The organism is Trinickia sp. LjRoot230, assembly GCF_964253315.1.
Classification (GTDB): Bacteria; Pseudomonadota; Gammaproteobacteria; order Burkholderiales; family Burkholderiaceae; genus Trinickia.
This window is the reverse complement of the sequence record NZ_CAXUQX020000002.1, coordinates 398662-421251: the sequence shown is the minus strand read 5'-3', so window position 1 is coordinate 421251 and position 22590 is coordinate 398662. Positions and strand designations below refer to the sequence as shown.

The following is a 22590-nucleotide window of genomic DNA, read 5'->3' as shown; positions in this document are numbered from 1 at the left end:
GCACATGAGCACAGGGAAAAAGGGTTCGGCCAGCGGCCAGAAATTCATCGCGCGCAATCGTGCGCCGCGCGTGCAGATCGAATACGACGTCGAGGCGTACGGCGCGGAGCGCAAGGTGCAGTTGCCGTTCGTTATGGGCGTGCTGGCGGATCTGGGTGGTAAGCAGTCCGAAGCATTGCCAGACCTCATGGAGCGCAAGTTTCTCGAGGTCGATGTCGACAATTTCGACGAGCGGATGAAGTCGATCGCGCCACGCGTGGCGTTTCAAGTGCCGAACACGTTGTCCGGCGACGGAATGCTCAATGTCGATCTGACGTTCGAGAGCATCGACGACTTCTCTCCGGCTGCGATTGCCCGCAATGTGGACGCGTTGCGCCGTTTGCTCGCAGCGCGCACGGAACTGTCGAACCTGCTGTCGTACATGGACGGCAAGCACGGCGCGGAGCAACTGATCGGCAACGCAATCAACAACCCGGTTCTGTTGAAGGCGCTCACGCGCGAGCCCGCGCCGGGCGGGAATCGAGAGGAGGCGGACCATGACTGATCGCGTACAGGCCGATGCGATCGACAGCGCGCAGGCTGTTGTCGTTCGTGACGAATTTCAGGCATTGCTGCAAAAGGAGTTCAAGTCGAAGACCGAGCAGGCGCGGCAGTCGGTGGAGCGTGCCGTGCGCACGCTCGCGCAACAGGCACTCGAAAACACCGTCTGCATGACGACGGACGCCTACGGGAGCGTCAAGCAAATCATTGCCGAGATCGATCGAAAGCTGACCGAGCAGATCAATCTGATTCTCCATGACGAAGCGCTTCAGTCTCTCGAAGGGGCTTGGCGGGGGCTGCACTACCTCGTGAACAATACCGAGACCGACGAGTTGCTGAAGATCAAGGTGCTGCCCATTTCGAAACCGGAGCTGGCCCGTTCGCTCAAGCGTTACAAGGGGGTGGCGTGGGACCAGAGCCCGCTGTTCCGCAAAGTGTACGAAGAGGAATATGGGCAGTTCGGCGGAGAGCCGTTCGGTTGCCTGGTCGGCGACTTCTACTTCAATCACAGTCCGCCCGACGTGGAAATGCTTGGCGAGTTGTCGAAGATTGCAGCGGCAGCGCACGCCCCTTTTATCGGCGGCGCGTCGCCCGAGCTGATGCAGATGGATTCGTGGCAGGAGCTCGCGAATCCCCGCGATCTGACGAAGATCTTTCAGAATACCGAATATGCGGCGTGGCGCAGCCTGCGGGATTCGGACGATTCTCGCTATCTCGGCCTCGCGATGCCTCGCTTTCTTGCGCGCCTTCCGTACGGCGCACGCACCAGTCCAGTCGACGAATTCGATTTCGAGGAGCAGACCGACGGTGCGAAGCACGATCGCTATACATGGGCCAATTCAGCCTATGCCATGGCGGTCAACGTCAATCGATCCTTCAAGCTCTATGGCTGGTGCTCGTCGATTCGCGGCGTGGAGTCGGGCGGCGCCGTGGAGGGCTTGCCGTGTCACACGTTTCCGACCGACGACGGCGGGGTGGATCAGAAATGTCCGACGGAAGTCGCCATCAGCGACCGCCGCGAGGCAGAGCTCGCCAAGAATGGCTTCATGCCGCTCGTGCATCGAAAGAACTCGGATTTCGCCGCTTTCATCGGTGCGCAATCGCTCCTGCAGCCAGCCGAATACCACAACGCCGACGCGACGGCCAATGCGCGGCTTTCGGCTCGGCTGCCCTATCTGTTCGCCTGCTGCCGTTTTGCCCACTACCTCAAGTGCATCGTGCGCGACAAGATCGGTTCGTTCCGGGAGCGGGAAGATATGGAGCGCTGGTTGAACGACTGGATCATGAATTACGTGGACGGCGATCCCGCGAATTCGTCGCAGGAGACCAAGGCACGCAAGCCGTTGGCGGCCGCAGAGGTCGTTGTCGAGTCGGTCGAGGACAACCCGGGCTACTACACCTCGAAGTTCTTTTTGCGACCGCATTACCAGCTCGAAGGGCTGACGGTGTCGCTGCGACTGGTCTCCAGGCTGCCGTCCGCAAAGACGGCCGGCGAATGATTGAACACGAAACTCAACTCTCAAGGAGTCTTCGATGGGTGTAGCACTGTTCATGAAGGTCGATGGCGTCACCGGCGAATCGGCGGATTCCCAGCATAAAAACTGGACCGATATCCAGTCGTTCTCCTGGGGCGCGACGCAACCGGGCGCGATGGCGAGCGGAAGCGGCGGCAACGCGGGCAGGGCGAGCTTCAACGACCTGGTCGTGGTCGCATACATGGACAAAGGGACGGCGGCAATCGTCAAGAACTGCGTCACCGGCAAGCACATTGCGAGCGTCGAAGTGTCGGCGTGCAAGACAGGTGGCTCGCAAATCGAGTTCATGCGTATCACGCTTCAGGAGGTGCTCGTGACCTCAGCGCAGGTGACCGGTGTGGATCCGAGCGATCCGGCGGACCGCCTGCTCATGAACTACGGCTTCCAGGCGGCGAAGGTCAAGAAGCAGTACTGGCAGCAGAACGACACCGGCGGCAAGGGCGCCGAAGTCACGGTCGGCTGGAACATCAAGGAAAACACCGAGATGTAACGCCAGGGAGCCACGATCTTGGACGACATAGCGCTTAGGGAGGACGGAACCCGGGACGCACGCAAGGCTGGCGGGCCGGGCGATCGGCCGCAGCCCGCCTTGCTCGATCGACTGACCGACGCCGAGCCGAGGCAACGGTCCGAGGGCGCACTTGCCTGGGCAATCGACAACGAGCGTCTGCGTGCGGCGGTGGTGCGCGATCTGTCATGGTTGCTCAATACGCGAAACGCCGAGGATGGGTGGACCGATTGGTCCAGTTTCCCGCACGCGCAGAATTCGGTGGCCAATTTCGGTATGCGTTCGTTCGTCGGCCGATATATGTCGGCAGTGGAGCGAATGGCGGTCGAGGCATCGATCCGCGACGCGATCCTGCGATTCGAGCCTCGCATCGTCGCCGATAGCGTCGAGGTGCGCAGCGTCTCGGAGCAGGGCCGCGATGCTGCGAAGCCGGGGCGGCCCAACGTGCTGACCTTCGAGATCAAGGGTGCCTTGTGGTCGATCCCTCGTCCGGTCGACTTCGTATTGCGATCGAGCCTCGATCTGGAAACGGGCGCAATGTCTTTTCTGACGCCGCACACAACTTGAAGTCGATGAACGCTGATCTGCTCGAGTATTACAACCGCGAACTGACGTATTTGCGCGAGCTTGGCGCCGAATTCGCAAAGCGGTTCCCCAAGGTGGCGGCCCGCTTGCGCATGGATGATGCCGCGCCGCCCGATCCGTACGTCGAGCGTCTTCTGGAAGGCTTCAGCTTTCTGACCGCACGTGTGCAAATGAAGATGGACGCCGAGTTTCCTCGCTTCACGCAAGCGTTGCTCGATGCGGTGTATCCCGCCTATCTCGCACCGTTGCCTTCCATGGCGATTGCGCAGTTCATCCCGATGTTGAACGAAGGCAGCCTGGCGCAGGGTTGCACGCTGCCAGCCGGTACGGTGCTGCGCGCGAGTCCGAGCGGTGCTGCGCAGACACCGTGTGAATTTCGCACGGCCCACGACCTGACGTTATGGCCTATCGAGTTGACGCGCGTGACGATGGCAGGTGTGCCCGCCGATCTGCCGCTGTCCATGATAGCGGCGCGCGGCGAAGTGCGCGGGGCGTTGCGAATCAGGCTGCGCGCGAGCGGTGGATTCAAGCTTGCCGAATTGCCTATCGATCGATTGACGTTTTATTTCGCCGGTCCTGAGCGCGAGGCTCAGCAACTCCTCGAACGCGTCGTCAACCATACACTCGGCGTGGTGTGTCATGAAGGGGGCAATCGACCGCGCTGGCTACACGCGTCGGGCCCGGAGGCCGTCGTGCACGAGGGATTCGACGCGACTCAGGCCCTGTTGCCCGATGACGGTCGAAGTTTCCACGGTTATCGCTTGCTGCGCGAATACTTTGCATTTCCGGCACGCTTTCTGTTTTTCAGCGCGAAGGGATTGCAGCCGGCGTTCGCGCGCGCAAGCGGCGACGAGATCGAACTGACCTTATTGCTCGACTGCCCCGGTGCAGGCCTTGAGAACGTAGTCGATATTGAGCATCTCGCGCTCAACTGTACGCCGGCGATCAATCTGTTCGAACGCCGCGCAGACCGCTTGCCTGTGATGCAGGGTGCTCGGGAGCAGCACGTCGTAGTGGATCGCAGCAGGCCGCTCGACTACGAAGTGTATGCCGTGCAAAAGCTTTCGAGTGACTCGCATGAAGACACGCCCGCTCGCGAGTTTCGCGCGTTTAATGGGTCGTTCGCGGGCGACGACGACAACTACGGCGCTTACTACACTGTCCGCCGCGAACCGCGGCTCCTTGCCGAGCACGCTCGCACGAACGGAACCCGAAGCGAGTATTTGGGCAGCGAGGCATACGTATCGCTGGTGGATAGTCAGTGCGCTCCATTCAGCGAAGCAATTCGTTATCTTTCGGTCGATACGCTTTGCACCAACCGCGATCTCGTGTTGCTGATGCCGCCTGGCGAGACGCGCAGACTCACGTTGCGCATCTCCGCCCCCGTCGAACGAATCGCCATGATTCGCGGTCCCTCACGGCCCCGCCCGTCGATTGCCGAGGGCCAATCCGCATGGAGGCTGATCAGCCATCTCGGGCTGGCACGGCAGACTTTGACGGATCTCGACGACGACGAAGGCGCGAGCGTATTGCGAGGGTTGCTCGAATTGCATGCTGATCCCGCCGATGCGGCGATGCGCAGGCAGATCGACGGCTTGCGTCGTATTGCTTTCACGCCGGTATTTCGGCGCTTGCCGGCCAAAGGTCCTGTTATGTTCGGGCGTGGCGTGCACGTCGAGATGAAAGTCGATGACCCTGCGTTTGCAGGCGACAGCCCCTACCTGCTCGGCGCGGTGTTGGAACAGTTCTTTGCGCGGCATGTGTCGATCAATTCCTTCACGGAATGCTCATTGCGCAGCGTCCAGCGGGGCATGCTTGCACAGTGGCCGTCGCGCGTGGGCAGGCGGCCCACGGTATGAGTCCACCCGTCGAATCGTTACCGGCGCACCCGCGACGCGATGCGTGGTGGCGAGCACTGCGAGCTTCGCCTCACGGCTACGATCTGTTTCAGGCGCTGCGCTGGCTGGATGCACTGTCGACAGACTGCGCGCCGCTTGGTCAGGCGACAAGACCTCAGGATGAGCCGGCCAGACTCGGCCAGGTTCCCTCGCTCGCGTTTGCCGCATCGATGGTGGCCGGCGTGGAAGAGGGTGACACAGTACCCCGCATTGCGATTCACGGCTTCGGCCTCTTCGGGCCGAACGGGCCGTTGCCGCTGCATCTGACGGAATATGCGCATGAGCGGGCGGCGCAGCATGACGATTCGACATTCGCTGCTTTTGCCGATCTGTTCCACCACCGGCTGATCGTGCTGTTCTATCGGGCATGGGCGGATGCGCAGCCGGTCGTCGGTCTCGACAGGCCCGGGCGCGCCCGATTCGAAACCTACATTGCAAGCCTGATCGGGCGCGCGCCCGATGAGCGCAAGGGCCCGAGCAACAGCCTTGCTCCCCACGCGCTCTACTTTCATGCCCCACACCTGGTACGGCATTCGCGCAATCCGGAAGGACTGGTTCAGATACTGCGGTGTCACTTCGGTGTGGCGGTGCGCATCGTCGAGCATATGGCGAAATGGGTTCGGCTCGATCGCAGCCAGCGCTGCGTCATACGCGCGACCTCGCCAACCGTGCCGCTCGGTGACGCGGTGCTGGGCAGTGCCGTGCGCGATGCGCAGTCGAGCATCCGGATCGTGCTCGGTCCGCTTTCGCTCGAACAATATCGGCGCTTTATGCCGGGCGGACGCGATGCGCGGCAATTGGAGCAGTGGGTGCGCGAATACGCAGGCGTTGAGTTCGATTGGGACGTCCAACTCGAGCTTGTGCGTGACGACGTGCCAGCATGCGCGCTCGGAACGCGCCTCGGGCTGGGTCAAAGCACATGGCTTGGCCGACGGCTCGATACCGGGCCCGCACGCGATCTTCTGCTCGACTACGCCGCGTATCGCCGCTGCCGACGGCCGAGCGCGGATGACGCATATCTCCCACGATGAGCAAGCTTTCACGGACCATACTATGTCAGACATCGGCCGAATGGCCCTCTTCAGAAAACTGAATCCATTTTTGTACAAGACGCTGGAAGAAGCGACCCGGTTTTGCCGCTCGCGCGGGAAAACCTGCGTCGAGCTCGCGCACTGGTTGAACCAGATGCTGCAGCAGGCGAACAGCGATTTGCATCGCATCTTGCTGCGCTTCAATATTCTCTCGCGCACGCTGCTGCCCCGAATCAGCCGGGAAATACTGCAAGCGATGATCGACGGCGCTGCACTCGCCGCAATCGAAGTGAGCGTGGCAGGCGGCGAGTCCGTTTATCGATTCGAGCGGGAGGACACGGCGTGTCGCGCATCTTCACACTGAATGTTCCCGGCACCGACGCGCTCAGTTTCTATCGTCTCGACGGCGAGGAAGAGCTGGGGCGGATGTTCGAATATCGCATCGAGGCCCTCGCCGACAGCCACAGCTTGTCCCTGCGCGAGCTGCTCGGCAAGGCGCTGAGCGTGCGTATCGAGCAGCAAGGAGGCTCGGCGCGTTATCTGAACGGGCTGATTGCATCGGTGTCCCTGAGTGGGCGGCACGCCGAGCGTCACTATGGCTACGAACTGGTCGTTCGACCGTGGCTTTGGCTCGCGACGCTTCGCTCGGACTGCCGGATCTTTCAGAACAAGACCGTGCCGCAAATCGTGCGGGAAGTGCTGGCCCCGTACGGCTTTCCGCTCGAAGACCGGTTGGCGCAGACGTACGCTCCGCGGGAGTACTGCGTACAGTACAACGAGTCGGACGCCGCGTTTGTCTCGCGGCTCATGGAAAGCGAAGGCATCTATTACTACTTCAGGCACGATGCAAAAGATCACACGCTGATGCTTTGCGACGCGATGTCGTCTCACGCGACGTTGCCTGGCAGCGGGACGATTCCATTTATCGCTCCCGATCGTCTCGCGATTGCCGATCAGGAACATATCGAACGTTGGGTGCTTGCAGAGCAAATGAGCGTCGGCAAATATCAAACCAGCGACTTCGACTTCACGAAGCCGCGTGCCGACCTTTCGGTCCAGCGCGTCGGGCCGCGCGGGCATGCACATGACGGCTATGCGGTGTTCGAATGGCCCGGAGGCTATTGCGACGATATACAAGGCGCCCATTACGGTCGCGTGCGTCTCGAGCAGTTGCAGGCGCTTCACGAGCGCGCGCGCGCCGATACCAATGCGCGCACAATGGCGCCGGGCTATCTTTTCACGCTGACGCGATGCCCCCGCGCGGATCAAAACCGAGAATATCTTGCCGTGCGCTGCCGGTATTCGTTTTGCGAAAACGCCTATGCAAGCGATCATCGCGCGCAAGCTGTGCAGCACGACACCGAAATATTGGTCCAGCCCTCGAGTCTGCCGTACCGATTGATCCGCAGTACGCCATGCCCCCGCATGGATGGAACGCAAACGGCCACGGTCGTCGGCCCCCAAGGCGAGGAGATCTGGACGGATCGATTTGGACGCGTGAAATTGCAGTTTCACTGGGACCGTTATGGCCGGTCCGACCAGAATTCGTCGTGCTGGGTGCGCGTAGCCGGTCCCTGGTCCGGTGGCGGCTTCGGGCACGTGCAGGTGCCGCGTATCGGCGACGAAGTCTTGGTGGATTTTCTCGACGGCAACCCGGACTTTCCCGTCGTCACCGGGCGTTTGTACAACGGCGAGCGGATGCCGCCATGGGCTTTGCCGGCGAATGCGACGCAAAGCGGGATTTTATCGAGGTCGTCGCCTCGCGGTACGGCAAGACAGGCGAATGCGTTGCGCTTCGAGGACCGCAATGGCGAGGAGCAGGTATGGATGCATGCTGAGCGCAATCTCGATGTGGAAGCGAAGCAGGACCACTCTCTGACGATCGGTCGCGATCACTCGCACACGGTGGGTGGCAGCTATGCCGTCAATGTCGAAGGGGACAGCGTGCACGTCGTTCGTTCAGGTGGGCACGAGGTGCAGGTGATGGCGGGTGGCTATACGCTGCACGCAGCACAAGCAATCACGCTGAGCGCGCCGAGAATCGTTCTGTCGGCGGGGCTTGGCTCGATCATCGTGGACCCTGCCGGCGTAACCATTGTTGGCAAGCTGATCGAGGCTTGATGCGGTGGGCTTTGTTCGGATGGGTGCCAGTCGGCGTGTTGCGGACGCAACTATCTATTTTATCGCAAACGCACCTGCCAAATGAGTCCCACAGGTCACGTGAGAGTTTGAAAAGTCGGATCTGGAGGTGCGGCTAAAATCTTGGACTGGGTTACGCCGCAAGGCCGAGGCTCTCTCGGTATTCGCGCGGACTGAGTGAGCCAAGCGAGACCTTGATCCGCTTTGCGTTATACCCGCAAGCCCGTCGATGTGCCGGTGCTGCTGGCGACGATGCGACGCCTGCTCGCGGAGCACGCGGCCGACTCTGCCGCCGCGCAGGGGCACACTGCGCCGCGTCATTGATGCCGGGACGCGCGATACCTCTAAATGAAAAGTGTTTGCGCCAAGCACTGCGGCGCGGTGCTCGGGTACCGGGAGCGTTCGTGCAGCCGCACGTGCTGCCGGAGAAGTCGGTTACTTGGGCGGCGGCAGCGAAGGATCGAGCTTGGCCGAATCCCTGATGAGCTGATCCGTCATCGCGGCCGCGACCGGGTTCGAGCCGGTGCCTGGCTTCGAGCGACGTTGGTCCATGGCGGCGCGAGCGGCAGACATATCCGGCGGAGGCAATGATGGATCGAGCTTCGCTGATTCCCTGACCAGTGCGTCCGTTTCCGGTGTCGCGCGACGGTCCAGACCGTTTCGTCCACGCTGGGCGCGCCGCGCCGGAACCACCTTCGGCGCACCGGAGCCCTGCACGTTTACCGACGCGACTGCCGTCGATGGCGCCTGCTTCGATTGTGCCTCCGGTTTCGGTTGCGCGGTGACTTGTGCGGCGGCCGGACTGGATGCGGGCGCGGCCGTCATGGGCGCAGGTGCTACTGCCAGAGCGGGAGCCGGAGCGGGAACCACCGGGTGCTGCGCGATGGCAGTGCTTTTCGTGATTGCGCCGGATGGATTCGACTCGCCGATGCTGTCTTCCGTCGCGTGATCGCTGACGCGAGAATCGACGACGGGCGTGCGTGCGGATTCATCCATGGGGGCCGTGACTTGTGCCATTGCGCGGCGGTCCTCCCGAAGGAGTATCAGGTACGTGGTCCCTGCTGTAACGAGCAGGAGTCCTCCAATAATCATCAAAATCTTTCGGGTATTCATCATACTTACTGACAGATCCTGCAAACGACGTGAGCCAGTCACGATAAACGACTGATCACGGAAGTTATCAGACAAATGACCGGCGCCGAAATCCAGATTGCCGCGGCAAGGACGGTCAAGTTCACGTCCGGCAAGGCCTTCAAGGATGCCGTCAACGCGTCATGACGAAGCCGTCCGGGTGGCCTTGGTCACCGGTCAATGCATCGAGCGCTTTCATGGCTGGCGGATCAGCGTGCGGGTCGAGCGCCCCTCACCATCATGGACCATGGCGGGCCGCCCGCAGGCAACACTCGACATCTATCACCACGACACGGCAGCACTCGACGTGGCGCCTGGAGTGGCTCAGGGGGCCGCGCCCTGCGCCGCAGGCGGTTCTGTCGCAATAAACCAACTGGCAACCTGATCGGTTCCCTGGCTGGCCCGCAGGAACATGGGCCGCGTACAATAATTGCCCATCAGTCAACAGTAGCCATACCGACCCTCGGGGGTGGCCCACGCCTAGAACGACATGCCAACCATCAACCCTGACATTCTGCGGTGGGCGCGAGAAACGGCTGGTCTCTCGATCGAGGATGCCGCCGTGGCGCCGCATCTCGGCGGCGCACGCATCTGCGCTCCAGATGTGCCGAAAGCGCTCGAGCGTGTCACCACTCATCGCTTTCTCGGCTTCAGCCGAAATGGCACCGCGTGCTCTGGCGCGGTCGTCATGATTGCCCTTGGGCGCACCGGCCTATTGTCCGCAAGCTCAACGAAAAATGATTGAAGCAAACGCGCAATCACGAGCGTCGCTTCAGCGAGCGCGAACTGCGCGCCTATGCATACTCGCGGTCCTGTGCCGAATGGTAGGTAGGCGAACTGAGGGGCCGCCGGTGCGTTGGGCAAAAAGCGCGAAGGATCGAATGCATCCGGATTCTGCCAAAGCCGGCGATGGCGGTGCAGAACCCACGGACTGATCACGACATGCGTGCCCCGCCTGATGATCAACTCGTCGATCTGTTCCGGCTCGACGCACCGACGCACCAGCATCCACGCCGGAGGGTAAAGGCGCAGCGCTTCGTTGATCACCGCCCTCGTGTATGGCAGCGCATCCAACGCCTTGCCCGCGGCCGCCGCACTCAAATCGACATCGCGTACTTCCGCAGCGACCGCTTCCTGTTCCGCGGGGGCGCTGGCAAGTAGATAGATCGACCAGAACAGCGTGAGCGCCGATGTCTCATGGCCGGCCACGATCATCGTGCCGACCTGGTCCCGCAATTCGGCCCGATTGAACGCCGCGCCACCCTCGGGGTCGCGTGCGGCGCATAACAGGTCGAACAGATCGCGAGGTTCGTCGTCATTGGGAGCCCGTTCGCGCGCATCGATAATACGATCGACAAGCGCGGACCATTGGTGACGGAAGCGCGCGCGGGCGATGTCGTGAAACGTGGGAAGGGGAAGCGGCGTGAGCAAATCAGAGAAGTGCGGGCGCGCATAGTGCTTGAACCGAGTCACTTCGCGTTGTACGGCTGGTCCGTATTCCCACGTCTCAAGAGAGAACATGGACCGTGCGGCGATCTTTAGTGCAAGCGCCTGCATTTCGGTCAAGAGGTCGACGGGCGTGCCATCACGCGCGGCCAATACGGGTACGACCTCATCGGCGCATTGCGCGATATGGCGCGCGAGAATAGGCAACATTTTCGGAGCGAACGCAGGCGCCATAGTGCGTCGCTGACGTTTCCAATTTTCGCCTGTACTGAGCAGCAAGCCGTCGCCGACCAACGGGCGAAGCAGCCTGATCGCGATGTCGGTTCGGCGGTAGTTGCGGTGATTTTCGACGAGCGCGCGGTGAATCATGTCGGGCCTGTTCAGCAATACACGGGTTCGACCGAAAGTGCGCTTTTCGAGCCAGTCGATTTCGTACGCACGGCGTGGCCACGCACATAAGCCGTTTCGGCCGAAGCTGCGCAAGAACGCGAATGAAGAAAGGTCGTGAGAAGGAATGTCCGGCCAAGGGGGAAGGAAATAATGTTGGTTGTCGGCATACGCAGCCCGATCGTCGGTGTTCGCAGGACACGTAATCGGTTCGAAATACAATTGGCATTCTCCTGTTTTGTCGGTTAAGAGTTTCATGGTGCAGCAATGGAAACGGATGACGTGAGTCTTGCGTGGCGTGGGCGTGGGTTTCCCGCCAATTGACGTAAAGTTGAGACGCAGCATAGCCGGGAAAGGACTGCGCCTTGCGGCGTCTGTTGTTCGCGGATTTCTCCGCGTTGCTGCACTCCCCGCAATTCCATGAACGCGCACGCAGCAGCGACCATGTCACCGCCGCCGCAAGCTGCCGCGCCCACGCTGGTGGCTGTCATGCTGTGCGGGTTGCGCAAGAGCATCCAGGCCGAACTCGACGAGTTTTTCGGCCATCTCCGGCAGCAGGCCGGTCTCGCGCGCGACGTTTCCGAGCAGGCTTTTGCCAGCGCTCGCGCCAAGCTGGCAGACGCCGCGTTGCCCTATCTCGGCTTTGTTTTACAAGGGCTTCCCCGTTGAGCGCAAGAGCCCGACGTGGAAGCCCTTGTAGAACAAAGCCCCTTTCAACTACGAAGCGCGATGCGGCGCAACGATACCGAGCGCGGCCATACGCCGGTATAAGGTCGCGCGCGACATGCCGAGAGCGCGGGTGGCGGCCTGCACCTTCCAATCATGAAGCGCAAGAGCTGCAACGATGCGGGCACGCTCGTCTGCCGCATCGGCGCGTAAAGAGCATGTCTGACGCTGCGTGCGGAGCGCGAGCAAGGAGGACAAGTCGCGAGGCAAGTGCCGTAGCTCCACATTGCCCGATTCGCATACCGCGCATGCATATCGAAGCACGTTGCGCAGTTGGCGGACGTTCCCTGGCCACGGGAACGTGCAAAGCCCCTCTATAACGCTCGCATCAAGTGTCAACGCAGGAGCAATCGACTCCGCCTCCTCGCGGAACACCGCGTCGATCACATCGCGGATATCGGTTCGCTCGCGTAAAGGTGGGACATTGAACGTCGCGCCGGCGAGGCGGTAATACAGATCCTCGCGGAACGTTCCATCAGCCACCATTCGCGAAAGATTGCGGTGCGTCGCGCAGATGACGTCCACGTCGACCCGCGTCGGCGAGTCGCTTCCAAGCGGCGTGACCTCGCCATCGGCCAGCACCCTCAGCAGTCGGGTCTGCAGGCTCAGTGGCATGTCGCCGATCTCGTCGAGAAACAGCGTTCCGCTGTCAGCGCTCGCGATCTTGCCGCGCGCCCCCTTGCTGCGTGCGCCCGTGAATGCCCCAGGCAAATATCCGAATAGCTCGCTTTCGATCAGTTGCTCGGGAATCGCTCCACAATTAACGGCCACGAATGGTTTACCGCAGCGTGGGCCGCTGGCGTGAATCGCGCGCGCAAACACTTCCTTGCCTGCGCCGGTTTCACCGGTGACGAGGATCGAAATTCGCTTGCCGGCGATACGTGAAGCCAGCCGTGCCGTACTCGCGATTCGCTCGTCGCTACTGAGGAAGAACCGTTGCATGAGCGAGTCGCCTGGCTCAGCGGCACCGATTTTGCCGATCGGCGCTGCTGTAGCAACACGCAGAAGCTGCCGCGGCGCCCGCAAGCGCGCATAGACGGTCGTTCCATTCTCACGAAGCTGTAGCGCGATCAAGGCGTCGGTGCGCGCGATGTCGCGAAGATAGGCGTGCGAGGTGACAAAAAGTTCGTCGATATGGCGAAGCGCTCCACCGTGGCCTGTCACCCACGGGCGCGCGTGGCGATTGGCGCAAACGATATTGCCTGACTCGTCGAAGGCGATCAGTATCGCCGGCAGTGCATCTACGTAGTGACGATCCTTGTGGGCAGCGAGAACCCAGTGGTTTGCTGTTCGCTCGAGGAGATATTCGTTTTCTATGATTCGCGCAGCTTGTGTGACGGTTCGCAGCACGAACGGTCGATCATCGCGGCTCTTGGGCGCCTGCAGTGCCGATGCGTCGAGCACGCCAAGCAGCTCGCCGGTCGGCGCAAATATGGGCGCCGCACTGCAGGCAGCGGTCAGAAAGGCCGTACTGAAATGCTCGTCCCGATGAACGGTCATTGGCCTGAGATCGGCGAGCACAGTCGGCACGCCGGCTGTTCCCATCTCGTCTTCGGTCCAGCAGGAACCAAGGTGCATCCCCGCGCGCTTGAAGTCGTCCCGGACGTCCGGTCCGATTCTGCAATCGACGGCGACACCGTTGGCATTGGTCAGCATGACGCCGTAGCCGTCCGTTCCGAGGACGTCGTGCAGGCGCACGAGTGACTGGCTAGATGCACGAAGGAATGCTTCCGCCTTTCCTTGTGCTTCGCGCAATTCGGCCGCGGTGAGCGCCCGAGGTCTGATCGGCGCATCGGGCGCAAGCTGATGCCGCTCGAGTGCGCGCCGCCACGACGAAACAACATGGCTGGGCGGCTCCAGTGCGGACGAACGCCCCTCTATGACAGCCATGATGCGATTGATGTGATCGACTTGAGATGGATACGGCACAGACGTATCTCCGATTACCAGCACGCTGCGAGTGCAATACGGCGCCCGATAGAGTGTTCGTGCTTGACCGCGTCGCAGATGATTGAGAAAGGGGGGACGGCTGCAACGCAGCTTTCTTGAGCGCTCCTTATAGCACATGACGAATCGGGAATCATGCTTCAGGCCGATGCGACGGTGATGAAAGTGAGGTCTCAGGAGGTGAGACGCCGAGGGCGCGGCGCCAGGTACGGGCTGGGCTCTGCGAATTGCTGCATGACCAGGCGAGCGCAACGATGCAGCGCGTTGAGCGGCTGTCTCGATTGAGACGGGCGATAGGGCCACTCCGCAAAGAAAAGTACAAATGCAGCGTTGCGCCAATCGCCGGTAGCACAGGCATTTCCGCGATTTGTCATGCGACCGGATCATTGTTGGCGTAGAAGTTGCGCACAATGTGTACGCACTTAACAACGTGCTCATCTATGTGATCGGCCTGATAGCCTGACAACGCCTTTGCGAGGTGCTTACGTTGAACATGTCCTAGGACATGCGCGGTGCGATATCTGACGCTGTACTCTGAGGCTTGCCTCATGCGCACGTAACTGGAATCCAAGCGCCACGTTGGGCGACGAGTGGACTCGGGTCGACAAACGATATCGATACAGAGCAGCCAGCCTATGGAGGCACGGTTGTCGCATTGAGGCGTTACGGTCGGGACGATGGAATTGTGTAGAAGCCGATGGCTACAACCGTGCTTCTCAGCGCGCGACAGGCGGTGGTTGTCTTTGCGGAACACATCAAAATATCGTCATCGAATTTGAGAGGCAGAAATGGGTTTATCAATTACAGCTGGTCAAGCCAGCAGCGGGCAGGACCGTATGCATGAGCGCTTCGATGCCTTGAAGAGCGGGGCGATGTCATATGTTTCATCGGCCATGCAAGGCGGATTGCTCGGAGCACTCATGTCAGGCGGACGCCCCCCACACACAAAACAGCGCGCAGCAGGACTGGATCCCACGGGGCCAATACCCGAGGGGGTGGCAGTAGCGGTCAACGAGCGGTTCCCCGGCCAGGCGAAACCGAATTTGAATCACGAAGCACAGAACCCTTCGGCGGTGCCGACGGCAAAAGCACTTGGGCGGCCCGTTGCGCGATCCATTCGAGGGGCCGATGCGAGTGATCTAGCCATGGTTGGTAACAACGATGGGCAGTCGGCGTGGGTCAAGGCGCGCGACCGCGAGCAGTATGAGCGGGCGGTTGCTGGAGCCTCAGGCGGTAGCTCCGGCGGCTCCGGCTGCGCGCCCTCCGTGCTCACTATGGTCGCGGCATCATCGGTGACCGTCGGCATAGCGGCACAGTGTGTACGCCGCGGACTCGCGAAGAGGTAGTCGTTGAGATTCGCAAACTCTGCTAGCCATGGTCACGAAACCCGCTAGCGGTATGCACGAAATTCGCTAGCGTCAGCTATGGCGCCAATGCTGTCGCGCGAACGGTCGGTGAGCTTCCCATTCGAACAGGGTTGTTCGGTGCTCGCGGATATACGAGAAAGAACTCTGCGATGGACGCGCCGCAGCCGTCGCGGAGCGGTGAAAGCGACTAGCGCGCGAAATGCTGCCCACAGCAAGTCGCCCCGGTGGAGATTTCAACGATGACATCCCCTATTAACCGTTCAGGTTCGACAGCTTCTACGCCACCGACTGGCCGTGTGTCGAGCAATAATAATTCGACGCCCCCGGTAAAGCCGACTGCTGCCGTCGATCCAACCGGTACGCTCAAAGGCTTGGCAAGCGTAGGGGTGAACGGTGATCGCACGCGCCGTTACGCAGCGCCCAATCCTTTGGGTGAGCACCTCGAATGGGCAACGTCCCAACTCAGAGAAGGCATGAGCATCAATGGGGTCGCAAACGCCGTCGCGAAACGTCTTGGCGTGCCGAGCGCGCATGTTGCCGGAGAAATCGAAAAGCTCTCGACCAAGCTCGCGCGCGAAACGGAACTGAAGCGCGTCGAGGACGATCTTCGCTTTTTCGGACAGAAATTTTCTGAAGTGATAGAGCATGCCGAATTGCGTTTAGGCAGAAAGCTGGAGCCGGACGAGCTGGCACACTTAAAAGAGGTATCCGATAACGTTACTCGTGCGGGAGGACCGTGGCAGCATCACCTGGCGCCCAGGGCTTGGGATTTGATTCAACGCTCGGGGCGCCCTCCGCATGAACTCTTCGGGCAGCTCAGGCTCCACCCGGGCGATGGGGAGGGGCACGACATGGTGGTCGATATGCATCGGCTTTTCCATGAGCCGGGCGCTACTGTGCAGGCCAGCAAGACGTTTAACCCGATCGGCCGCGCGGCGGAGCGCGCGTCGGTAGACCGCACGTTGGGTGGTCATCTCAAGGACTGCCTGGGTGGCGTCAACCCTCTCGACGTGGCGACACCGCATCAACAGGAACGGATGCTGAGCGCGATCAAAGAACTGCGCATCAAAGCGGAACTCGTCGTCGTCGACGAGCACGGGCAGCTAAGCGAGAGCGACAAGGCCGTATTCGACCAGGTCTACGCAACGAACTTTCCCGCAAGCGAGGCGGTGCCGATCGACACGATCGCAGCCGCGAGAGCGAATCGGCAGAAAGCGGGCACACATCTCGACGGCAAGCGATTCACGCTTTGCCTCACCGGCGTGCCGCCAGGCGGGCACGAAGACGAGCGCCGCCCGCTCGCCTTCGCGCAGGGCGGTGCGCTCGACGCAGGACCGAAGGGCATGGTCGCCTACGCCGAGTACTGGGCGGTCAACGAAGATCTGCGCGGACGGGGTGCATTGCATGTGCTGCAGGCCTACACGGATGCAGTCGGGAAAGCAGCGGTGGAAAAACACAATCAGGCTACCGGGGACAAGAAGCTGTTCCTTGGCGGCTATTGGGAAAAGGATCCAACGGGGCGCGGCGAAACACCTAAAGACCGCGTGTACTCGATCGAGAGAAACCAGATATATGAACGCACTGGTGCGCAGACCATCATGGGTCGCGACAGCGCTGGGCAACTGTTGCCAGTTCACGCTCAGCCCGACGTGACACCGACGGGCGATTGCGGCAATTGGCACCTCGACGTGGTCTTTCGTCCGCAAAAGCCTGAGTATGTCGGGTTGGTCGACAGGGAAGCGGTCGCGGCCCTTAGCAGGAGCTACAGCGAATATTTCCAGGATTGGGCGGACACAGGCTTGCCTGGTGTCGACAGCGCGAAGATTGCGGCGGCCGCCGCGTATCGCGAAGCGCTTCACGCGCGGATCCACGACATCGCATTGATGCCGCCCACCCAAGGTCCGGGGGATTGCGCCATGGCGCACGTCGACCCGCTCGTGGCAAAGATCGTCGCGGACGACTTCGGTCTGCGTACGCCCGGCGGCAGGCCCTACGAGGAGAGCGACTGTATGGACGCAGCCGTGCGGCGTCACGTGGCCAATCTGGCCGAACGCGCGTTTGCGCGGGAAGTGGAGCAACACCAGGCAGCGGCCGCATAGGCCGCAGAGGCGTAGCGTGAGCGCGACGCGACCCGCGCGGTCGCGCTCTTCATCAATCCCAACGGGGTGCCGACGCTAGGTAGCAGGCGTTTGCGGCATTCGATCGCGTGCGTCGAACACGGGCCGTGCTTTCTCGTAATCGCTATGTCTTAGCAGTTGCAAAACTGCGTGCAACTCGTCCCGAACATGGGTCCATTCCGTTGCCGGAACTGTGTTCACCACGGTCTTGAACGCGTCGAGTTGGCGACCCGGATACATATCTGGGATGAGCGTGACCAGCGCCCGCGCGTTATCCGCAACGCAAGGTGCGCTGCGGCATAGCCGCTCCACGATCTCGGTCTTTTGCTCCTGTGACCACGGCTGATGTCGATCGATGAAGTCCATGAGATAAAACGTGTCCGCGGGGTTGCTTTCGATCCATTCCAGCACGCGGTTCAATGCTTTGGCGTTATCCGGTGTCGGTAGCGAAAGAATGCCTTCGGCAAGTGCGCCGAGCGTGAGGCGTCCAGTATAGGGAAGCCGCTCGCGCGTTGCGTTCAGCATCGCTTCCATCACGGTATCAATCGATTCGATGATACGGGGACGATCCTTTGCATTCAAGATGTTGCGAGAAACGATCGGTAGGGTAGACCACGCTTGGGTGTGTGCGCTTTCATCGGCACCTCGCCAGATCGGGCGAATCGCGGCGAGCAAGCCGACCGATTCGATGTAGGAGACCTCCTCGCACCGCGCCATCATCGATTGCCTGATGGCAACGTCGCTGATGATCTGCGCGTACTCGCCGGTCGTGATCTTGTTCTCGTTCCATGCGGAAACGGCAACTTGCAGCACATCTTGGCGCCCCTGAGATTCCAGGTAAATCGCGCGTTTGGCCAGCGCAAGCAGTGGCGTTGACGAATCGTCAACGTCCTCGTTCAGCAATTCCTTGCATGCCGACAAAACGATTGCGCATGCATCGGCGACGTGCTGTCCTCCGATAAAGGGTAGCCGCGTTGCCGCCTCGGAAAGTGGCGCGGCCCGCAACGACGGCGGCAAATCACGTGTCGTCTTACCGTTGAACTTCTGCGCGCTCGATCCGACGCATGCCCGCAGCTGTGCCAGGTTGGCTACTTGGCTCGCCGCCTCGATGAGCTTCGCTTGAAGGATGTGAGGCTCACTCAGTCGTGCGATTCGCGGACTTGCGCCGCGCGGTATACGCAGCACGGCGAGTTGTGCGTGATCTGGCTGCCGCAGCGGTAATACGGGCACTGGGCTGTGGGTCGCAAAACGGGATAATTGTTGTGCGTCGTACGGAGCGGCACAATTGACGCGATCGATGTTCCAATGACTCACTTGCCGTCTCTTCTTGTCACGTCGCTCTCCTGCATCTTTCGATGATCCTGGACGAGAGCGTAACGTAGGCGTCCGAGACGGAGAGGCGCGCGAACGAAGCGCCTTCCGTCGTGACGAATCTGGGCATGCCGGCTTCGATGGTCTGCGAAGAACAGGCTATGAGATCGACGGCGCCATCCCTGTGTGATGGCGGCTGGACGATAGGATCGTATGAGTCGAGAGGCTCGCGTACAGGCGTGTCCAGCGAAGACTGGCGTGTTCAGCCGTAAGCGGTCCGTGAAGCACGTCCTTGCCGCCGACTTTACCTATTGGTTTTTTTCGGGAATACGCTTGCTCAGATTCCATGGCAACAGCGCCTCGTAGCTCTCGACAGTTTTTGTCTGGGGCAGAGCTTTAGACCGATCGACGAGATACTGGTAGACGTCGATGCGGTTAGCCATGTATGTTTGAACGAGCGAATAGAGGTTGGCGGAAGCCTTCGCGCCTCCAACCGTGTTTGCAAAAAGCCATGCCGACCTGTTATGGAAAGGCTTCCCCAATCGTAAGAACTGGCTCTTCTATGACACAGTCGCCTGCAGCGAACGCTGCAGCTAACCTCTATTCGCTGATCGAAACCTGCAAGGCGAACCGCGTCGAACCGTACGGCTATCTCGTCGAGCTGTTTAAGGCACTGCCGCTCGCAAACACCGGCGACGACTATGAGGCGCTGTTGCCCTGGCGCCTCATCGCCTCCGCAGACTGACGCACAATCGGGCGCCCCGAGCTAGCCACGTGCTTTATAGCGCTTACACTTCAGTGGAAATTCGTACCAACTTTAGCTCTTTTGACAATTGGGCGTAAGCCGGTGGATCGACCGACAGACAGGGAGTCTGCTTCATGTATTCAAAGTTACTCTTGCACGCCCTCCTGTGGGCGTTTGCGTCCACGGCCTTCGCGGCGGATTGGCGCGATTACTCGGTAGGAAAGATAGGCACGCTGCAGTACGACGTCGACTCATATCGCAGGGATCCAGGGAGCTCACGAGCGAGCATTGCGACTCGCGACGTCTTGCCCCATCCCGGTCGTCTGGAGGACGGGCGGGAGTATGCGTATGTCGAGACACGGACAGTGGCCAATTGCGACCGTCAGGAGTTAGGCGCAGCCGAGGTGCGATACGTCGGCGCCAACCAGGAGGTGCTCCGAAAGATCGAGCCCACCGATCCTCAGCAACTGAACTTCATGAAGGCGAGCGCCGGCAACCTGAAGCGTTTCGTGATATCGGTGTGCAACCTTGAACTGCGCGGCTTGGGTGGCGCATCGCTCGAGCGCCGCTGGATCCACTACCTTGAGAACGAAAGCGGCGCCCTTTACTTTGACTCGGCTGGCATTCGGGCAATCAAACCATACCAGCGCGTTCATGTGCGCCTGTACTACCTGGGCGGCGCTCAGTTGCCAAATGGCCAGAAGGTGGATCTCTCGGAAGCCGACTGGATCATCGATTGCCGCAACAAACGGGGCGCGATTGCCACCGAAGCGAAGATTCGCGTCAGGGACGGTCAACGCGAGGTCGTTGATTGGATCAAAGCGGACGCGAAAGAAATGCGGTTCGCCGTGCCCACACCAGGGACGCTGCCGGCACTGTTCACCGAATCGCTTTGCGGCGGCGAATTGACGCGGTAGCTGACCTTCGGGCGTTTGCGCGGCTCGCCCGATTTCAGTTTGGCCTTGTAAGGCATTCAAAGGTCATGGAGCAAGTGAATCGGTTCGCACTTTCTACCTCGCCCCGCCTCGGCATGCAAGGCCCGCTGCCGAAGGCAGCCTCATAGTTCGCTCGGCTATCGCGCGCCCGTGCAGTTCGCGCGGGCGCGCGACGCAAGCAGCAACGAACCAAACCCTCAAGGCGTCCAACGATAAACAGTAATGCTGTTGGCCTTGACGTTGTTCTTCGTCACCACATACTCGCCCGTTGATCGTTGGTACGCGCCGACGCCGTACATCGAATCCACTGCACTGCTGGCGTCAATCGCACCGTTACTCGTATTGGTCAGCGTGGCATCGAGCTTGCCGGTGGCGAGATTGAAGGCGTCGATGTCGGGCAGGTTTTTCTGAGCGCTGTCGAACCAATAACCAATGAACAGATAGTTGCCGGCCGCGGCGATCGATCTGACGCCGGGGTTGGTGACGTTGATCACGGGATCGGGTCGCGTCGTGTTGCCCGCTTTCCAGCCGTGATACACCTCGAACCGCGTGCCGAGCACCGTCCAGTCCGTACTACTACTGTCGACGGGGCCCTGTCCGAGGATCATGGTATCGCTGTCCGCGAGATAGACGATGCGCCGCAACGGCTGAATGCTCTCGGGAATCCGAATCGGAATACCGGCGCCCCAGGTCGGCTTGCCGCTGGCGTCGAAGCTGATCAACGGGTAGTGAGTGATGTAGCCGGTCTGGTCCAGGCCGGCCCAAACGTCCCCCTTGCCATCGATACAGAATCCGTTCTTGACGTGCCGAGTCGTATTGAATGTCGGGCCCGGAATCGATGCGTCAGGTATGGCGATGTAGCCGTTCGCCGCGTTGAAGTGGAAGAAGTAGAAAGTGCCGGGATCTTGGCTGGTGGCCACGAGAATCCGGTTCGTGCCGACTGTGGTGAGTTGGCCGAAGTGCTCACCGCGCGACGTATCGTCCATGTTGATTCTTGGATCGGACGGATAGGCGATCGGATCAACGGTGTTCGCGACGAAGGTGCCACCGGCGCGGCCGGAATAGATGTTGGTGCCGCCATAGAACAAGTTGCCGTCTGTGCCCGGGTCGGGCACAGCAAGGCCCTCGAAGTTGAGAGACTGAAGCTTCCACCGCAGATCGCCGGAGGCGTTGTAGGCGTGAATGTCGGTACCGCCGTCGCGGCCGAGGTCCCATGCGCCGCCCCACGGGTTGTTGAGCACATAGAGGTTGCCGGTGGCGTCCTTGCCGATGCCGGCGACGCGGGTGAAGCGCTTCGCGCCGACCTGGCCTTTGATGCCCGAAGTGGTGTCGAGATAACCACCTTGAACGCCGAACGTTCCGGCCAGAGTTGGCCTGCCCGAGATGTCGTAGCGTTTGATGTTCATGTCGGGCCCTTCGTCGCCGACCATCAGTTGTCTCGATGACGCATCGAAATACAGCGCAGACGGCCGGGACCCGGCGGGCATCCGGACGGTGTTCAGCAGCGCGCCGGTCGGACTGAACTCGACGATCGTGCCCGCGCTCTTCTGCGCCACCCAAACATTGCGTGCGCCATCCACCGCGATCGCGCCCGGGCTCGAAACGTTGATGTCGCGCCGCCAGGCTCCGTCGGTGGTGAAGATCCGAACTCGGTCGCCATAGAAGTCGCTTGCGTAGAGCAGCGAACCCGCTGTGGCGAGTCCGGTAATGACGTCGACGCGAGGCAGGTTGTTCGACGCGCTAACCGGAATCAAAAGATCGCGAGCCTTCGTCGTGCGGTTATATCGCCCGACAGTGCCGCTTCCGTACGTCTGGCCGGGCTGCAGTGCGGCGAAGATCGACGTCGCGTTACCCGTGATCGCGCCACCCTGAAACTCGTTGTGCGCGCCGATCGAGCCGAGGCTCTTGCCGTTCTGATAGATTGCGACGCCGCCTTCGGATTCGTCCCACATGGAGGACGTATAGACGACGCCTTCGGGCGAGACCCACATCGAACGCGCGGTATTACCCACGTGAGTGTCGAGCGCGCCATAGGTATTGGCCAGCCAGTCGATGGTGTTGCCCGCCTGACAGGCCGGCGCAATGGTCGCGATCGTTGCGGCGAGGAGTACTGCGTGGATTCTTCTTCCTGCCATGCCTCATGCTCTCCTGAATGTGACGATCAATTCATGAACGGCCGATCACAGATTTCCAAAAATCTGTGATCGGCGAAATATCCCCGGGAATTTATCTGGCGAGGCCC

14 protein-coding genes and 6 pseudogenes are annotated in these 22590 nt (G+C 61.0%); 13 read left to right on the top strand and 7 right to left on the bottom strand.

Annotated features, from left to right (window positions below; all coding sequences use genetic code 11):
• Positions 1–4 precede the first annotated feature (4 nt).
• The 8 genes and pseudogenes from tssB to ACSQ20_RS20875 form a co-directional block, all read left to right on the top strand.
• Positions 5–544, top strand: coding sequence for a type VI secretion system contractile sheath small subunit (gene tssB / locus ACSQ20_RS20910; protein ID WP_436023823.1), 540 nt, complete (start codon positions 5–7; stop codon positions 542–544).
• Positions 537–2039, top strand: coding sequence for a type VI secretion system contractile sheath large subunit (gene tssC / locus ACSQ20_RS20905; protein ID WP_436023821.1), 1503 nt, complete (start codon positions 537–539; stop codon positions 2037–2039). Before tssB ends, tssC begins: the two co-directional genes overlap by 8 nt.
• Before the next feature lie 34 nt (positions 2040–2073).
• Positions 2074–2565: an Hcp family type VI secretion system effector gene (locus ACSQ20_RS20900; protein ID WP_436023819.1), complete on the top strand. Its 492-nt coding sequence runs from the start codon at positions 2074–2076 to the stop codon at positions 2563–2565.
• 27 nt (positions 2566–2592) lie between these two features.
• Positions 2593–3150 (top strand): type VI secretion system baseplate subunit TssE, encoded by a 558-nt coding sequence (gene tssE, locus ACSQ20_RS20895; protein ID WP_436025773.1) that lies wholly within the window; start codon positions 2593–2595, stop codon positions 3148–3150.
• A 5-nt stretch (positions 3151–3155) separates the two neighbouring features.
• Positions 3156–5027, top strand: a complete 1872-nt coding sequence (gene tssF / locus ACSQ20_RS20890; RefSeq protein ID WP_436023817.1) for a type VI secretion system baseplate subunit TssF — start codon at positions 3156–3158, stop codon at positions 5025–5027.
• Positions 4952–6097, top strand: a complete 1146-nt coding sequence (gene tssG / locus ACSQ20_RS20885; protein WP_436023815.1) for a type VI secretion system baseplate subunit TssG — start codon at positions 4952–4954, stop codon at positions 6095–6097. The genes tssF and tssG overlap by 76 nt, the downstream gene beginning before the upstream one ends.
• A 22-nt stretch (positions 6098–6119) precedes the next feature.
• A pseudogene (locus ACSQ20_RS20880) lies at positions 6120–6305 on the top strand (hypothetical protein); the annotation flags it as partial.
• Between the two features lie 134 nt (positions 6306–6439).
• A pseudogene (locus ACSQ20_RS20875) lies at positions 6440–8098 on the top strand (type VI secretion system Vgr family protein); the annotation flags it as partial.
• A 271-nt stretch (positions 8099–8369) separates the two neighbouring features.
• On the opposite strand, the pseudogene ACSQ20_RS20870 reads toward ACSQ20_RS20875, so the two are convergent.
• Positions 8370–8450, bottom strand: a pseudogene (locus tag ACSQ20_RS20870) (IS3 family transposase); the annotation flags it as partial.
• Between the two features lie 221 nt (positions 8451–8671).
• On the bottom strand, positions 8672–9253 hold the full coding sequence (locus ACSQ20_RS20865; protein WP_436023813.1) for a hypothetical protein: 582 nt from the start codon (positions 9251–9253) through the stop codon (positions 8672–8674).
• A 174-nt stretch (positions 9254–9427) separates the two neighbouring features.
• On the opposite strand from ACSQ20_RS20865, the pseudogene ACSQ20_RS20860 reads away from it, so the two are divergent.
• Positions 9428–9514: pseudogene (locus tag ACSQ20_RS20860) on the top strand (HU family DNA-binding protein); the annotation flags it as partial.
• Positions 9515–10000: 486 nt separating this feature from the next.
• On the opposite strand, the gene ACSQ20_RS20855 reads toward ACSQ20_RS20860, so the two are convergent.
• Entirely contained in the window at positions 10001–11200 is a 1200-nt protein-coding gene (locus ACSQ20_RS20855) for a cytochrome P450 (protein WP_436023811.1), read from the bottom strand.
• Between the two features lie 444 nt (positions 11201–11644).
• On the opposite strand from ACSQ20_RS20855, the gene ACSQ20_RS20850 reads away from it, so the two are divergent.
• Entirely contained in the window at positions 11645–11869 is a 225-nt protein-coding gene (locus ACSQ20_RS20850) for a hypothetical protein (RefSeq protein WP_436023809.1), read from the top strand.
• Between the two features lie 48 nt (positions 11870–11917).
• Here ACSQ20_RS20850 and ACSQ20_RS20845 read toward each other — a convergent pair whose 3' ends face one another.
• Positions 11918–13855: a sigma-54-dependent Fis family transcriptional regulator gene (locus tag ACSQ20_RS20845; protein WP_436023807.1), complete on the bottom strand. Its 1938-nt coding sequence runs from the start codon at positions 13853–13855 to the stop codon at positions 11918–11920.
• A 1858-nt stretch (positions 13856–15713) separates the two neighbouring features.
• Here ACSQ20_RS20845 and ACSQ20_RS20840 point away from each other — a divergent pair.
• Positions 15714–17339 carry a hypothetical protein gene (locus ACSQ20_RS20840; protein ID WP_436023805.1) on the top strand — a complete coding sequence of 542 codons (1626 nt, stop codon included), beginning with the start codon at positions 15714–15716 and terminating at the stop codon, positions 17337–17339.
• Between the two features lie 75 nt (positions 17340–17414).
• Here ACSQ20_RS20840 and ACSQ20_RS20835 read toward each other — a convergent pair whose 3' ends face one another.
• Both ACSQ20_RS20835 and ACSQ20_RS20830 read right to left on the bottom strand, forming a co-directional pair.
• Positions 17415–18671, bottom strand: a complete 1257-nt coding sequence (locus ACSQ20_RS20835) for a hypothetical protein (protein ID WP_436023803.1) — start codon at positions 18669–18671, stop codon at positions 17415–17417.
• 305 nt (positions 18672–18976) lie between these two features.
• Positions 18977–19189, bottom strand: a pseudogene (locus tag ACSQ20_RS20830) (IS66 family transposase); the annotation flags it as partial.
• A gap of 22 nt (positions 19190–19211) precedes the next feature.
• Here ACSQ20_RS20830 and ACSQ20_RS20825 point away from each other — a divergent pair.
• Positions 19212–19413: pseudogene (locus ACSQ20_RS20825) on the top strand (transposase domain-containing protein); the annotation flags it as partial.
• Between the two features lie 305 nt (positions 19414–19718).
• Positions 19719–20330 carry a hypothetical protein gene (locus ACSQ20_RS20820; protein ID WP_436023801.1) on the top strand — a complete coding sequence of 204 codons (612 nt, stop codon included), beginning with the start codon at positions 19719–19721 and terminating at the stop codon, positions 20328–20330.
• 215 nt (positions 20331–20545) lie between these two features.
• On the opposite strand, the gene ACSQ20_RS20815 is transcribed toward ACSQ20_RS20820, so the two are convergent.
• On the bottom strand, positions 20546–22483 hold the full coding sequence (locus tag ACSQ20_RS20815; protein ID WP_436023799.1) for an SMP-30/gluconolactonase/LRE family protein: 1938 nt from the start codon (positions 22481–22483) through the stop codon (positions 20546–20548).
• Positions 22484–22590 lie beyond the last annotated feature (107 nt).